General features: G+C 43.9%; 11 protein-coding genes. 9 read left to right on the forward strand and 2 right to left on the reverse strand.

The window, feature by feature from the left end:
* Nucleotides 1-3: 3 nt before the first annotated feature.
* Nucleotides 4-1,482, reverse strand: a complete 1,479-nt coding sequence (locus tag AC59JT_RS09275) for a glutamate synthase subunit beta (RefSeq protein ID WP_497398040.1) — start codon at nucleotides 1,480-1,482, stop codon at nucleotides 4-6.
* A gap of 5 nt (nucleotides 1,483-1,487) precedes the next feature.
* Nucleotides 1,488-6,014: a glutamate synthase large subunit gene (gltB, locus tag AC59JT_RS09280; RefSeq protein ID WP_497398042.1), complete on the reverse strand. Its 4,527-nt coding sequence runs from the start codon at nucleotides 6,012-6,014 to the stop codon at nucleotides 1,488-1,490.
* A 352-nt stretch (nucleotides 6,015-6,366) separates the two neighbouring features.
* On the opposite strand from gltB, the gene AC59JT_RS09285 reads away from it, so the two are divergent.
* The 9 genes from AC59JT_RS09285 to hisF all read left to right on the forward strand — a co-directional run bounded on the left by AC59JT_RS09285 (nucleotide 6,367) and on the right by hisF (nucleotide 15,537).
* Complete coding sequence (locus AC59JT_RS09285; RefSeq protein ID WP_497398044.1) at nucleotides 6,367-6,858, forward strand: D-glycero-alpha-D-manno-heptose-1,7-bisphosphate 7-phosphatase; 492 nt, start codon at nucleotides 6,367-6,369, stop codon at nucleotides 6,856-6,858.
* 110 nt (nucleotides 6,859-6,968) lie between these two features.
* Nucleotides 6,969-8,480: a hypothetical protein gene (locus tag AC59JT_RS09290; RefSeq protein ID WP_497398046.1), complete on the forward strand. Its 1,512-nt coding sequence runs from the start codon at nucleotides 6,969-6,971 to the stop codon at nucleotides 8,478-8,480.
* 267 nt (nucleotides 8,481-8,747) lie between these two features.
* A complete protein-coding gene (gene hisG, locus AC59JT_RS09295; protein WP_497398048.1) occupies nucleotides 8,748-9,599 on the forward strand; it encodes an ATP phosphoribosyltransferase in 852 nt (283 codons plus the stop codon).
* Between the two features lie 71 nt (nucleotides 9,600-9,670).
* Nucleotides 9,671-10,954, forward strand: coding sequence for a histidinol dehydrogenase (gene hisD, locus AC59JT_RS09300; RefSeq protein WP_497398050.1), 1,284 nt, complete (start codon nucleotides 9,671-9,673; stop codon nucleotides 10,952-10,954).
* A 113-nt stretch (nucleotides 10,955-11,067) separates the two neighbouring features.
* Complete coding sequence (gene hisC, locus AC59JT_RS09305; RefSeq protein WP_497398052.1) at nucleotides 11,068-12,114, forward strand: histidinol-phosphate transaminase; 1,047 nt, start codon at nucleotides 11,068-11,070, stop codon at nucleotides 12,112-12,114.
* Nucleotides 12,111-13,253, forward strand: a complete 1,143-nt coding sequence (hisB, locus tag AC59JT_RS09310; RefSeq protein ID WP_497398054.1) for a bifunctional histidinol-phosphatase/imidazoleglycerol-phosphate dehydratase HisB — start codon at nucleotides 12,111-12,113, stop codon at nucleotides 13,251-13,253. The genes hisC and hisB overlap by 4 nt, the downstream gene beginning before the upstream one ends.
* A gap of 78 nt (nucleotides 13,254-13,331) precedes the next feature.
* A complete protein-coding gene (gene hisH / locus AC59JT_RS09315; protein ID WP_497398056.1) occupies nucleotides 13,332-13,922 on the forward strand; it encodes an imidazole glycerol phosphate synthase subunit HisH in 591 nt (196 codons plus the stop codon).
* Between the two features lie 5 nt (nucleotides 13,923-13,927).
* Complete coding sequence (locus AC59JT_RS09320; RefSeq protein WP_497398058.1) at nucleotides 13,928-14,677, forward strand: 1-(5-phosphoribosyl)-5-[(5-phosphoribosylamino)methylideneamino]imidazole-4-carboxamide isomerase; 750 nt, start codon at nucleotides 13,928-13,930, stop codon at nucleotides 14,675-14,677.
* A gap of 107 nt (nucleotides 14,678-14,784) precedes the next feature.
* A complete protein-coding gene (hisF, locus tag AC59JT_RS09325) occupies nucleotides 14,785-15,537 on the forward strand; it encodes an imidazole glycerol phosphate synthase subunit HisF (RefSeq protein ID WP_497398060.1) in 753 nt (250 codons plus the stop codon).
* Nucleotides 15,538-15,539 lie beyond the last annotated feature (2 nt).

Here is a 15,539-nt window from a genome sequence, read left to right on the forward strand (position 1 = left end):
AAATTAAAATACCTGGTCGAATTGGTTCACAGAGTCCTTACTTTCTAATACAGAGTGACCCATTAAAAATTCATCAACCTTGCGGGCACATTCGCGGCCCTCAGATATTGCCCAAACAACCAATGACTGGCCCCTGCGCATATCGCCTGCAGCAAATACTTTGCTTACGTTGGTGCGATAAACACCTTCTTTAGCGTTAACATTCTTACGACCGTCAACCTCAACACCCAGGCTTTCCAGCATACCAACATATTGTGGGTTAAGGAAACCCATTGCCAGGAATACACGCTGACAAGGAATCTCGCGCTCAGAACCTTCAACCTCAGTAAATTTAACCGGGCGGCCCAGGAAGTCAACTTCCCATTCAACGTCGGCTATACGTAAAGCACGCAGGTTACCGTTCTCGTCGCCTAAAAACTCTTTGGTATTGATACCCCAGTGGCGCTCAACCCCTTCATCATGCGATGTAGTGGTTTTTAACAGCATTGGGTAAGTTGGCCAAGGCATGTGCTGTGTACGCGCCTGTGGCGGCTGAAACATCACCTCAAATTGTTTGATAGATGCTGCACCCTGGCGGTTTGATGTTCCTACGCAGTCAGAGCCGGTGTCGCCACCGCCAATAACTACTACATCTTTGCCTGTAGCCAGGATGTCTTCAACTTTAATTGGCGAATTACCAACACGTTTGTTTTGTTGTTTCAGGAAATCCATGGCGAAATGAATACCTTTCAACTCACGGCCCGGGATAGGAAGATCACGAGGGATAGTTGACCCGCCCGCTAAAACTACCGCATCAAAATTGCGGGTAATTTCATCAGCAGCTACATCCTTACCTATTTCGGTATTAGTTTTAAATACCACACCGTCTTTTTCCATTACTTCGATACGACGATCGATAACAGTTTTCTCCAGTTTAAAATCAGGGATACCATAGCGTAACAAGCCGCCAACTTTATCGTCGCGCTCGTAAACAGTTACTTCGTGGCCGGCTTTAGCCAATTGCGCGGCAGCCGCCAAACCGGCAGGACCTGAACCAACCACTGCAACAGTTTTGCCGGTTTTGATCAATGGCGCGGTCGGTTTAACCAAACCTTTTTGGTAAGCTATCTCGATAATGTGTTTTTCTATTTCTTCAATAGCTACCGGTGGTTTGTTTATACCCAATACGCAGGCGCTTTCGCAAGGTGCGGGGCAAATACGGCCGGTAAACTCAGGGAAGTTATTGGTTGACGATAATATCTCATAAGCATCTTCCCATTTCTCTTTATAAACAGCATCGTTAAACTCGGGAATAATGTTACCCAGCGGGCAACCCGAGTGGCAAAAAGGTACACCGCAGTTCATGCAGCGAGCCGATTGCTTATTTAACTGTTCGTCAGAATACAAGCTTTCAAATTCGTTGTAGTTTTTTACACGTTCTGCAGGAGGTAATTTGTGGGGCATTTCCCTATCAAATTCCATAAATCCAGTTGCTTTTCCCATCTAAATTATTTGCTTGTAGTTTGTAATTGTAATTTTTCAATAACCCTCTTGTACTCTTTAGGATATACCTTGATAAACTTGGTCGATGCTTCGCTCCAGTTTTTGATGATATCCTGCGCCAGCTTACTTTTAGTTAAGGCTACGTGTTTACGCAACAGGGTTAATATTTCTTCTTCGTCTTTGGTTGATAGCGGATCAAGGTCGACCATCTCCGTGTTGCAGTTTTCGGCAAAAGTACCGTCAACGTTGTACACCCAGGCTAAGCCACCGCTCATACCTGCCGCGAAGTTACGGCCTGTTTTACCCAGGATAAGCGCGCGGCCACCGGTCATGTACTCGCAACCATGATCGCCTATACCTTCAACAACCGTGGTAGCACCCGAGTTACGTACTGCGAAACGTTCGCCGGCCATACCTCTTACAAATAACTCACCTGAAGTAGCACCATAAAGGGCTACGTTACCGATGATGATGTTATCCTCAGGAACAAAAGTAGAATCGGTATAAGGATAGATGGCTAACTGCGCACCCGATAAACCTTTACCTACATAGTCATTCGACTCGCCTTCCAACTCAAAAGAAACACCTTTGGTAGAGAATGCGCCGAAGCTTTGGCCGGCAGGGCCTTTGAATTTATAGTTAATGGTATTATCAGGCAAACCTGCTGAACCGTATATTTTAGATATCTCGTTTGATAGCAAAGCGCCAATAGTACGATCTGTGTTCACAACGTCGTAGCTGCCAAATACCGGGGTTTTATCAGCCAATGCAGGTTTTGCATCTTCCCATAATTTCCAATCGATGATCTCGGCCATGCCATGATCCTGCGACTCGCTGTTATATAAGGTTAAATGTTTATCGTTAGTTACCGGATGCAACATGCCAGAAAGATCAACTTTCTTAGCTTTCCAGCTTTTAATGTTGTCCCTTACTTTCAGGAACTGTACGCGGCCAACCATTTCGTTAATAGTACGGAAACCTAGTTCAGCCATTATCTCGCGCATCTCTTCTGCCAGGAACTTGAACAAGTTAACTACGTGCTCTGGTTTACCAGAGAATAGTTTACGCAATTCAGGATCCTGGGTAGCAACACCTACAGGGCAGGTATTTAAGTGACACTTACGCATCATGATACAACCGCCTGCAACTAAAGCTGCTGTTGCTACACCCCACTCTTCGGCACCCATTAAACAGGCAATTGCCAAATCGCGACCTGTTTTTAACTGACCATCGGCCTGTAATACCACACGGCTGCGTAGTTTGTTGCGTACCAATGTTTGGTGGGCCTCGGCCAAACCAAGTTCCCACGGTAAACCCGCGTGCTTGATAGAGCTTATTGGCGATGCACCTGTACCACCATCATAACCTGCTATCAGGATAACATCGGCGTGTGCTTTAGCAACACCCGCTGCAATGGTACCTACGCCTGCTTTTGATACCAACTTTACGTTGATACGCGCCTGGCGGTTAGCATTTTTAAGGTCGAAGATCAGCTGGGCCAAATCCTCGATAGAATAAATATCGTGGTGCGGCGGCGGAGATATCAAACCTACACCAGGCGTTGAGTGACGGGTTTTTGCAATCCAGTCGTCAACTTTATCACCAGGTAACTGGCCACCTTCGCCCGGTTTTGCACCTTGCGCCATTTTAATTTGCAATTCGTCGGCATTGGTCAGGTAATTTGATGTTACACCAAAACGGCCAGAAGCCACTTGCTTGATAGATGAACGCATAGAGTCGCCGTTAGCAAGCGGTGTGTATCGGATCTCGTCCTCACCACCCTCGCCGGTATTGCTACGACCGCCAATGCGGTTCATCGCGATAGCTAAAGTGCTGTGCGCCTCGTGTGATATGGAGCCGAATGACATCGCACCCGTAGCAAAACGCTTCATGATGCTCTCTGCCGGTTCAACCTCGTCTAACGAGATCGCTTCGCGATGATGAACAAAGTCAAGCAAACCACGGATGGTGTAATGCTTCTCGGTTTGTTCGTTTATCGCTTTAGCGTAGTTTTTATACACATCATAGCTGCCGCTGCGGGTAGCATGTTGTAATAAGTGAACTGTAGTTGGATTGAACAAGTGTTCTTCACCACGGCGTTTCCACTGGTAAATACCGCCTTCAGGTAATAATTTGCTTTCGCTGGTTTGCGCGCCAAAACCGATGCGGTGTTTGCACAGGGCCTCACGGGCGATCTCGTCTAAACCAAGACCACCGATACGGGTAACCGCGCCGCTGAAGTATTTATCAACTACGGCTTTGTTCAAACCTAATATCTCAAATACCTGCGAACCATGGTATGACTGTAAAGTTGAGATACCCATTTTTGAGAAGATCTTCAACAAACCATCATTGATGGATTTTACATAGTTCTTTAACAGGTATTTTTTATCCAGCTTGGTGTCAAGCACGCCGCTGTCTTTCAAATTCTCGATAGTCGCTTGTGCCAGGTAAGGGTTGATAGCAGTAGCACCAAACGCTAATAATGTAGCGAAATGGTGTACTTCCCAAACATCGCCGGCCTCGGCCACGATACCTACCGCGCCACGTAAACCTTTTTTGATCAGGTGGTGGTGTACCGCAGATACAGCTAATAATGAAGGGATAGGCGCGTGTTCCGAATCCAAAGCGCGATCTGAAAGGATCAATACCTCGAAACCATCGGCAACAGCGTCTTCCGCGTAGCGGCAAATGCGCTCGATACCTTTTTGTAACGAACCCGGGTTACCGTCAGCATTAAAATACGTTTGCAGCGTTTTAGCATGGAACATGCCGGTGTCAATACTACGCAGTTTTTCTAACTGGTGGTTTTTAAGTACCGGGTGCTTAAGCGTTACGCAATGGCAATGCATTTTATCCTCGTCCAACAGGTTGCCGTTGTTACCGATGAAGGTAGCCAAGCTCATTACCAAACGCTCACGGATAGGATCTATCGGCGGGTTGGTAACCTGTGCAAAGAATTGCTTAAAGTAACTTGATAAGTGCTGTGGTTTATCAGATAAGATAGCCAAAGGCACATCGGTACCCATTGAACCGATAGGCTCTTTACCATCAAGCGCCATTGGCTTAATGATGGTCTCGATATCCTCGCGGCTGTAACCAAATACTTGCTGATAACGGAAAACCGCGTCGGCACTCAGGTTAGCAAAGGCTAAACGTGGCTCTTTAAGGTCTTCCAGTCTTATTTTATAGTTCTCTAACCAACGATCATACGGCTGGCGGGAAGCTATTTGTTGTTTAATTTCTTCGTCGGTAATGATCATACCTTTTTCGGTATCGATCAATAACATTTTACCCGGCTGTAAACGGCCGTTCTGTACGATGATCTTAGGGTCTATCTTAACAGCGCCTGTTTCAGAAGCAGCTATAACTCTACCATCGCTGGTGATAGTATAACGCAACGGGCGCAGACCGTTACGATCAAGCACCGCTCCAACCAATTTACCATCGGTAAAGCTGATCGCCGCAGGGCCATCCCATGGCTCCATTAAAGTAGCGTGAAACTCATAGAAAGCTTTCTTGATCGGGTCCATTTGCTCGTTGCCATCCCAAGCTTCAGGGATCAGCATCATCATTACGTGTGGTAATGAACGACCAGTATGTTGTAATATCTCGATGATGTTATCTAAACAAGCAGAATCCGACTGGTTGTTATCAATAACCGGCAATAACATCTCCATCTCTTCGGCTGTAAAATAGCTCGAAGCATATGACTTTAAGCCTGAGTAGAACCAGTTCAGGTTACCGGTCAAGGTATTGATCTCGCCATTATGTGCTATCATTCGGAATGGCTGAGCCAGCTTCCATGACGGAAATGTATTGGTTGAAAAACGAGAGTGAACCAATGCCAGACCAGACTTTAACCGCGGATCGTTCAAATCGTTTGCATAATACTGGCGTACCTGGTAAGTGGTTAACTGGCCTTTATAAATAATAACCTTGCATGAAAATGAAGGGAAATAAAACATATCACGTGCGCCCGGTAAGGTCTCGGTAACAGTTTTATTAATATAGCGACGCAAAACGTAAAGTCTACGCTCAAAATCTTCAACATTGGTGATCGAATGCGGACGGGCAACAAACAGTTGCTCTACTTCCGGCTCGGCACTGCGTGCAGTTTCACCAATAACAGATGAATCAACCACTACTTTACGGTAACCTAAAGTAGGTATGCCCAACTTATCAACCGCGTTATCAATAATGGTGCGGCAGGCTTTTCTAAGTGCAGGGTCTTTTGGTAAAAATACCATACCTACACCATATTCGCCGGGTTGAGGCAAGCTTATCTCTAGATCCGAGCATTCCTCCATAAAGAATTCGTGCGGTATCTGGAATAATATACCAGCACCATCGCCCGAGTCAGGGTCACAGCCGCAGGCGCCGCGGTGTTCCATGTTAGCCAACATGTTCAGCGCGTCGTCAATAAGTTGGTGATTTTTATGTCCGTCGATATGAGTTATAAAACCTGTACCGCAAGAGTCGTGTTCAAATTCGGGCCTGTACAAGCCTTGTTCACTTTCAGTTTGATCCATCGTAAAAATTAAACCGTGTTATAATAAATTTATAGTTGTGGTGTAACCACGAAATTACAGAAATGATAAAGCATTTTAAAATATTAGCAAACTTTTTAAATAATCTCAAATAACATTGTATTTATAAGTCCTAAAATTATCAATTTGTTAATAATTAGGTTACAATATTATGAATCGGCAAAATAGAACTTGCCGAAAATAGCCTCACTTTAGTCTTTCTTTTCGCATTAAACCTATCCTAAATTATTAAATTTTGGTGATAATTACCAGTATTGTTTAATTTTTTATGGTTTAGAGCGGATACTAAAAACTGGTTTTTTATAATTATTACCTTTGCCAAAAATTGAATTAAATGTCTGCAAAAAATAAAGCTGTTTTTTTGGATCGCGATGGGGTGTTGAACCGCGAAATGGGTGATTATGTACGTACCCTGGAAGATTTTCATATCCTTGATAACTTTGAGGCTCTTAAAACTTTACAGGACAAAGGCTACCTGTTAATTGTAGCTACCAACCAGGGCGGCCTGGCCAAAGGCTGGTATACCGAAGAAACACTTGGACAAATGCACCAGCAATTGCGCGATGCCTATGCCCCTTACGGCGTTAAGTTTACAGACTTTTACTACTGCCCGCACCACCCCAATTTTACCGGCGACTGCGATTGCCGCAAACCTAAACCCGGTTTATTGGTTAATGGAATTGAAAAATATAACATCGACCCATCACAATCATACTTTATAGGCGACCGCGAGCGCGATGTTGAAGCCGGCACCGCTGCAGGTGTAACCGGGATTTTGATAGATAGCGACCAGCCTATTAGTAGTGTATTGGGGATGATAAAATAAAAACCCACTTGTCATTTCGACGAGGAACGAGGAGAAATCTTATACTAGCGACCTGTCCCGCGTATAAGATTTCTCGCTACGCTTCGAAATGACACGAATTATTAAAGCCCATGCCTATAACCCGCTACCTCAAAAGTCTTGATTCCTTCATTGCGGCCTTTATAGGGTTTTATATAATACAGCTGTTTACTGCTTACAGCGGCATCGGCATCTCGCCCGATTCAATTATGTACACCAGTGCGGCGCGTAGCTTGCATGACGAGGGCACTTTCACTACTTTTAATGGCTTGCCACTGGTTGATTTTCCGGTATTTTATCCGCTCTTTCTTTTTGGGGTATTCGGCATTACCGGCTTTGATCCTATCGCGGCAGCACCTATATTAAATGGCTTGCTGTTTGGCGCAGTAATTTTTTTAAGCGGATGGATAATGGAGCGTTTTGTAAACGTTACCCGGATTTACAAAATATTGGTGTTGGCGGCTATTGTGCTTAGTCCGGCGTTGTTGCAGGTTTATACTTATTTATGGTCTGAGACTTTATTTATACTGTTAAGCCTGGTGTTTATCATCGCCTATAAACAATACATTATTAAGCACAATATGGCTACTTTGTTGCTGATAGCTTTTATTGCAGCCATTGCCACCATCACCCGTTATGCCGGGGTTACTATCATAGGCACAGGCGGTTTATTATTATTGTTTGATAGACAATTGCAGATAAGAAAAAAAACGATTCACGTGATTACTTACGGAGCGGTTTGTATTTCGTTATTGGTAGCTAATCTTATTCGCAATAGTATACTTACCAAAACGGTGACCGGGCCCAGGGAACCATCCATAACGTCATTCGGCAAAAATATGCAATATTTTGGCGAGGTGATGTGCGAGTGGCTTAACCTGTCGGTTAAAACGGCGACTACAGTCGCTTCACCATTAGCCTGGCTGATATTAGCGGGATTGGTAGCTTTATGGATATATAATACCATCCGTAAACGCACCAGTGGTTACGAGCATATCGCATTAACCTTTGCTTTAGTGTATGGTTTATTCATAGTAATATCGGCTACCTTTTCACGGTACGAGCGTATTAATCCGCGTTTGTTATCGCCCATTTTCATTCCCTTGGTATGGAGTTGTACTTATTGGGTTTTAAATGCAATAAAAAACATCCGCTTTGAAAAACCCAAGCGTTTTATTGCCTGGGGAGTGTTTGCTGTCGCGATGCTGACCTTTACCGTTAATGAATATTATGCAGACCACGACCGTTATTACGATCAAAACGAATACGGCAACCCGGGTTATACTGATGACGACTGGAATAAATCGCAATTCGTAGTTTTCCTTAAAACACACAAACATATTTACAAGCCCGGCATCCCAATTTATTCCGATGCTAACGAAGCAGCTTACTTCACGGCCGGCATCAGGTGTAAACTACTACCCCATCATTTTTTCACCAAAAAAATCGAAGCCTTTTATAATGTAAAACATTACTATTTAATATGGTTTAACGCGCTGGATAACCCTGAATTGATCAGTATAAAAGATATTGAGCAAAAACATAAACTTATGAAACTACACGAATATCCGGAAGGGGCCGTTTACGAGGTTTTTGGCGAATAATGGCTTTTAACAATATTTCATTATTCATAATACCCTGCAATCATTTTCATCAAAAAAATCCTAGTTCGTTTTGATTTTTTAAATAACTGACTATATTTGCAGAACTAATCTATAGTTTTACTATATAATAAAAATGGGAAACTTACAACTACATCATCTGCATCTGCACCATCACCACTATGTGGTGAATAGATAATGTATGTTTCTACGCGAAATAACAACCCCCGTTTGTAATTTTTATTATATTTTTTCCTTTAATCATAATTTGTGAAGACACTTAAAATAGCGATCCAAAAATCGGGTCGACTTAACGAAAAATCTGTTGAGTTACTAAAAAATTGCGGCTTAAATTTTGAGAATTATAAAAGCTCGCTGATCTCTCCTGTTTCTAATTTTCCGCTTGAAATATTATTCCTTCGTGATGATGATATTCCTGAATACGTGCAGGACGGCATAGCTGACTTGGGCATTGTAGGCGAAAACGTTATTGAAGAAACTGAAGTTTCTGTTAGCTACCTGCAGCACCTTGGCTTTGGCAAGTGCTCATTAAAAATTGCGGTAACTAATAACAGCGACATTACCGCGTTAAGCGACCTGGGCGGGAAAGCTATAGCTACCACCTACCCGGTTATATTAGGTAAATTCCTTAAAAAACAAAAAATAGAGGCTGATATCCGCACCATTTCCGGTTCGGTAGAGATCTCTCCGGGTTTGGGTTTGAGCGACGCGATCTGCGACCTGGTATCAACCGGCGGCACGCTAAAAAGCAACGGACTAAAACCATTTGCCGATGTAATGTCGTCTGAAGCTATTTTAATAGGTTCAAAAGGCAGTGAGAACAACCCTTTGATACAGGAGTTGATCCAACGTATACAATCGGTGTTACGTGCAAAGGAAACTAAATACGTAGTATTAAACGTTGAGAAAGCGAAACTTGACGGGGTATTAGCATTATTACCTGGCGTTAAAAGTCCATCGGTATTACCATTGGCCGAAGAAGGCTGGGTTGCCGTACATACAGTTATCCCGGAACGTGATTTTTGGGATCGCATAAGCCAGCTGAAACAAGCCGGCGCGCAGGGCATTGTGGTAATGCCTATTGAGAAGATAATATTTTAGTAGGCAGTTTGCAGTGGGCAGTTTGCAGTGTATGCAGCTTGCCAACTGCAAACTGAAAACTGCCAACTGATATGGAGACATACAACTATTCAAACTTAAGCAAAGCCGATATAGCCAACCTGGTACAACGCAACGTTGATCCGGCTAACGAGATACGCGCCATTGTCGAAGACGTTTTAGCTAACGTACAACAACATGGCGACAAAGCTTTGTTAGATTATGCCGAAAAGTTTGACAAGGTTACTTTAAGCAAACTTTACCTTGATAAAACCGAATTGGATGAGATTGCTTCTGTAATTACCGAAGAGCAGAAAGCCGCTTTACAAACGGCTTATAATAACATCTACAAATTCCATCAAACCCAGCTAAAAACCGAGGACAAGGTAGAAACCATGCCCGGTGTTACCTGCTGGCGCGAGTTAAGGCCGATAGAGAAAGTTGGCCTGTACATTCCTGGCGGGACAGCTGTATTACCAAGCACCTTTTTAATGCTGGGGATCCCTGCACGTATTGCCGGTTGCCATGAGATTATAGTGTGTTCGCCACCGCAGAAAAATGGCAAGGTGAATGCCTTTATTGCTTATGTGGCTTTGTTATTAGGGGTTGATAAAATTTACCTGGCGGGAGGCTCACAAGCGGTTGCTGCCATGGCTTTCGGTACAGAAACTATTACTAAAGTTGATAAAATATTTGGACCTGGAAACCAGTTTGTTACCAAAGCTAAAACTATTATACAATCAACTACAACAACGGCTATCGATATGCCTGCGGGTCCGTCGGAAGTTTTGGTAATTGCCGATGAGACGGCTAACCCAGCCTTCGTAGCCGCTGACCTGCTAGCACAAGCCGAACACGGTATTGACAGCCAGGCCATATTGGTAACCACATCGGCCCAAATAGCCGAAGCAACCTTGGCCGAAGTAGAAAAACAAAACGCCGTATTACCACGCGCCGAGATCGTTAAACAAGCGTTGGAAAACTCATACATCGTCATCACCCGAACACTGGATGAGGCGATGGATTTCAGCAACCAGTACGCGCCCGAGCACTTGATTTTAGCTACCGAAAAATGGCAGACCATTACCGATAAGATCATCAACGCGGGATCTGTTTTCCTGGGTAATTTAACCCCTGAAAGCGCGGGCGATTATGCCTCGGGCACTAACCATACCTTGCCTACCAGCAGTTATGCAAGAGCTTATTCAGGCGTTTCGGTTGATTCGTTTGTGAAGAAAGTAACATTTCAGCATATCAGTCCGGAAGGGATACAAAATATCGGTCCTGCGGTTGAGATACTGGCGGAGCTGGAAGGTTTGCATGCGCATAAAAATGCGGTGACGGTTAGAATGAAATAAATAAAATTTAATCCGTCATTGCGAACAACGAAGCAATCGCACGGGGAAAAGTAAAGACTTGTAGAGTTCGCGATTGCCACGCTACGCTCGCAATGACATAATGAAGAAGACAAATGTTCGACATTAATAAAATATTAAGACCAAACATTAAAAACCTCACCCCTTATTCATCCGCACGTGATGAATTTCAGGGAGAGGCAAGTGTGTATTTAGACGCGAATGAAAATGCCTTCGGTTCGCCGTTGGACGAGCAATATAACCGCTACCCTGATCCATTGCAATACAACGTTAAAAAGCGTTTGAGCGAGATCAAAGGCGTGCCTATCCGTAATATATTCATTGGCAACGGCAGCGATGAGGCTATTGATATCCTTTTCCGCAGCTTTTGTAACCCAGGTGTGGATAATGTAATTTTAGTACCGCCTACCTATGGTATGTACGAAGTATCGGCTAATATCAATGATATCCAAACCAAAAAAGTACCGCTAACTGAAGAGTTTCAATTAGACCTGGAAGGTATATCAGAAGCTATCGATAAAAACACCAAACTGATATTCATCTGTTCGCCAAACAACCCTACCGGCAACTCTATCAATCGTGATGATGTGGAAACCTTGCTGGCCAACTTTAGCGGTATTGTGGTGGTTGATGAGGCTTATATTAACTTCAGTCGCCAAAAAACATTTATACAGGAGCTAACCGAGTATTCAAACCTGGTGGTGTTACAAACCCTGTCAAAAGCCTGGGGCCTCGCCGGTTTGCGTGTGGGTATGGCTTTTGCCAGCGAAGAGATCATTGAAGTGATGAACAAGGTAAAGCCACCTTACAACATGAACGAAGCATCGCAGCAACTGGCGCTAAAAGCTTTAGCTAATGTTGACCAGGTGAATGGCTGGATCAAAGAAACATTAACCCAACGTGATAAATTAGTACTGGAACTGAAAAACTTCGATTTTGTGCTGGATATTTACCCATCCGACGCTAATTTTATCCTCGTTAAAACAACAGATCCGAAAGCGATCTATACCTTCCTGGTTGAACATGGTATTATCGTGCGCGACCGTTCGAAAGTAGAGCTTTGCCAGGGCAGCTTACGCATAACTGTAGGTACGCCGCAGGAAAACGAAATGTTGTTAAAAACCTTACAGAATTTTAAATGAGCAATCTGCAAAAAATACTCTTTGTCGACCGCGACGGCACCATGATCAAGGAACCTGCCGATGAGCAGATAGATTCGTTCGCTAAGCTTGAATTTTACCCGGGCGCCATACCTAACCTGGCCAAAATAGCTAGGGAGCTGGATTTTGAATTGGTAATGATCACCAATCAAGACGGCTTGGGCAGCGATAAATATCCGGAAGATACCTTTTGGCCGGTGCATAATTTCATACTGCAAACTTTCGCTAATGAAGGTGTAAAATTCAGTGCCATCTATATCGACAAAACATGGCCCACAGATAACGCTCCTACCCGCAAGCCGGGCACAGGCTTACTTACCCAGTATTTTGATACGACCAAATACGACCTGGCCAATTCATTCACCATTGGCGACAGGCGTAACGATATTCTGCTAGCCAAAAATCTGGGCGCAAAGGCTATCTGGCTAAACGATGAAAGAAATCTTGGCGGCCACGAAGCACAAAACGTTGGTGATATCGAAAGCGTTATCGCTTTAGAGACCACCGACTGGAATAAAATCTACGAATTTTTAAAATTGGGCGAACGCGTTTTCGAAAGCAAGCGCACCACCAAAGAGACCGACATCCACGTAAAAATAAACCTGGATGGCACCGGCGAAGCTAAAATATCAACCGGTCTGCATTTTTTTGATCATATGTTAGATCAGATCGCCCGCCACGGCAGCATCGACCTGGAGATAACTACCAAAGGCGACCTTCATATCGACGAACATCATACCATTGAAGATACCGGCATTGCCTTGGGCGAGGTTTTCGCGATAGCTTTAGGAAACAAAAAAGGCATTGAGCGCTACGGTTTCTGCCTGCCAATGGACGATTGCCTGGCACAAGCCGCCATTGATTTTGGCGGCCGTAACTGGCTGGTATGGGATGCCGATTTTAAACGCGAAAAAGTTGGCGATATGCCAACCGAGATGTTCTACCACTTCTTTAAATCATTCAGCGATGCCTCAAAATGTAACCTGAACATTAAAGCCGAAGGACAAAACGAACACCATAAAATTGAAGCTATCTTTAAGGCCTTTGCCAAAGCCATAAAGATGGCCGTAAAAAGGGATGTAAATAAGATGGTTTTGCCGTCAACAAAGGGACTTTTGTAAATAGAATCAAGAGCCAAGAATCAAGAGCCGGGACAGGCTATTTTGATTCATGGCTCTTGACTCTTGATTCTCAATAAAATGATAGGTATAATACGCTACGGAGCCGGTAATATATTTTCGCTTACAGCAACGCTGGATAGGCTGGGCATCGCCTACGGCATGGTGCATACGGTGGAAGATCTGGAGCAGTTTGATCGTTATATCATTCCGGGTGTGGGTCATGCAGGCGCGGCCATGCAAAAATTGGAGCATACCGGTTTGGTGCCTGCAATAAAGGCCCTAAACAAACCAACGCTGGGTATTTGTGTGGGGATGCAGTTAATAACCGCCCATTCCGAAGAAGGTGATGCGGATATGCTGAACATCTTCCCCATAAAAACAAAGAAATTTACCAGCGACGCTACACACAAAGTACCGCATACCGGGTGGAACCAGGTGTTTGCCGAAAAGGAGAATCCCCTTTTTGAAAATATTCCGCATGGGTCACACTTTTACTTTGTACATTCATACTTTATTGAATACAGTAACGTATATACATTAGCATCAACAGACTATAACCTGAAATTTTCGGCATCAATTTGGCAGAACAATTTTTATGGTGTACAGTTTCACCCCGAGAAATCAGGCGTTTACGGTGAAACTTTATTAAAAAACTTTTCAAAAATATAGAACACATGTACATAATTCCTGCAATAGATATTTTGGATAAAAAGGTAGTGCGTTTGCGCGAAGGCGATTACGAACAAGTTACTACCTACGATGTGACGATTGAAGAAATGATTGAAAAATATCAGTCAAACGGCACAAACTTTATCCACATCATTGATTTGAATGGTGCTAAAAACGACTTTTCTAACCAGCAATACCTGTTTGATGTTATTAAAAAAACAGATATGCAGGTGCAATACGGTGGTGGCATCCGCAGTATTGATAAAGTTAAAGAATTGATAGACGCAGGCGTTCACCGGGTTATTGTAGGCACTCAGGCTATTACCAACCCAATGTTTTTGGATGAGTTAAGCAAAGCCGTTTGCGGTCGCGACAAATGTTCAGACCAGGTAGTTATTGCTATCGATGTACTGGACGAAGTGATCAAATACTCAGGTTGGATGGAAAGTTCGCCAATAAAACTGATGGATTATGTTGACAAATGCTTATCGCTTGGCTTCTTCCGGTTTTTGTGTACCGATATTAATAAAGACGGTAAATTGGGCGGTGCAGGTATCGAGCTTTACAGCAAACTTCTTGACCACTCTCCTTTCATTAAACTAATCGCCTCAGGCGGTGTAAGCTCAATGAAAGATATCGAAGACCTAAGCAAACTGAAAGTAGAATCGGTTGTGGTTGGTAAAGCTATATACGAGGGCAAAATTACAGTGGATGAAGTGAAACACTGGAATTTAGACTCATTAATGTCAATTTAGCCCCCTAGCCCCCTTTAACAAAAATGTCATTGCGAGCGTAGCGTGGCAATCGCACGGAGAAAAGTTCGCGACTGCCACGCTACGCTCGCAATGACAAACACAAAACTATGCTAGCCAAAAGAATAATCCCCTGCCTTGACGTTAAAGACGGCCGCACTGTAAAAGGTGTGAACTTTGTTGACCTGCGCGATGCCGGCGACCCGGTGGAGCTGGCCTGGAACTACTCGCAACAAGGTGCCGATGAGCTGGTGTTTTTAGATATAACCGCTACCCACGAACGCCGCGGCACCACCATTGATATGGTGAAAGCCGTAGCCAGGCAAATCAATATTCCGTTCACTATCGGTGGCGGCATCAGTAAAATTGAGGACGCTGATGCTTTGTTAAATGCTGGTGCTGATAAAGTTTCTATCAACTCAGCAGCTGTACGTAATCCGGCTTTGATTGATGAATTAGCGAGAGCTTTTGGGGTACAGTTTGTTGTGGTAGCTGTGGATACCCGCCATAATAATGGTACCGATATAGTATACTTAAACGGTGGCCGCATTGCTACCGAACTGGAGACGCTAAACTGGATAAAAGAAGCCGAAAGCCGTGGTGCCGGTGAGATACTATTAACCTCGATGGATCATGACGGTACCAAAGGCGGTTTCGATCATGGTTTATTGAAGACAGTAAATGATGCGGTGAATATCCCGGTTATCGCTTCAGGCGGCGCGGGTTCTGCACAGCATTTTGTAGATGTGTTTGAGCGTACAAATGTGGATGCTGCTTTAGCGGCATCGGTGTTCCACTACGGAGAAATATTGATCCCTGACCTGAAAGAGATCTTAAGAGGCAGGGATATTGAAGTTAGATAATA

Source organism: Mucilaginibacter sp. A3364 (assembly GCF_059690715.1).

Bases quoted from the DNA above. Each gene is read 5' to 3' on its own strand.
- hisB (WP_497398054.1), top strand. From the start codon at position 12,111: ATGAGCAATCTGCAAAAAATACTCTTTGTCGACCGCGACGGCACCATG.
- AC59JT_RS09275 (WP_497398040.1), bottom strand. From the start codon at position 1,482: ATGGGAAAAGCAACTGGATTTATGGAATTTGATAGGGAAATGCCCCAC.
- hisH (WP_497398056.1), top strand. From the start codon at position 13,332: ATGATAGGTATAATACGCTACGGAGCCGGTAATATATTTTCGCTTACA.
- AC59JT_RS09320 (WP_497398058.1), top strand. From the start codon at position 13,928: ATGTACATAATTCCTGCAATAGATATTTTGGATAAAAAGGTAGTGCGT.
- AC59JT_RS09285 (WP_497398044.1), top strand. From the start codon at position 6,367: ATGTCTGCAAAAAATAAAGCTGTTTTTTTGGATCGCGATGGGGTGTTG.
- hisF (WP_497398060.1), top strand. From the start codon at position 14,785: ATGCTAGCCAAAAGAATAATCCCCTGCCTTGACGTTAAAGACGGCCGC.
- hisC (WP_497398052.1), top strand. From the start codon at position 11,068: ATGTTCGACATTAATAAAATATTAAGACCAAACATTAAAAACCTCACC.
- hisD (WP_497398050.1), top strand. From the start codon at position 9,671: ATGGAGACATACAACTATTCAAACTTAAGCAAAGCCGATATAGCCAAC.
- gltB (WP_497398042.1), bottom strand. From the start codon at position 6,014: ATGGATCAAACTGAAAGTGAACAAGGCTTGTACAGGCCCGAATTTGAA.
- AC59JT_RS09290 (WP_497398046.1), top strand. From the start codon at position 6,969: ATGCCTATAACCCGCTACCTCAAAAGTCTTGATTCCTTCATTGCGGCC.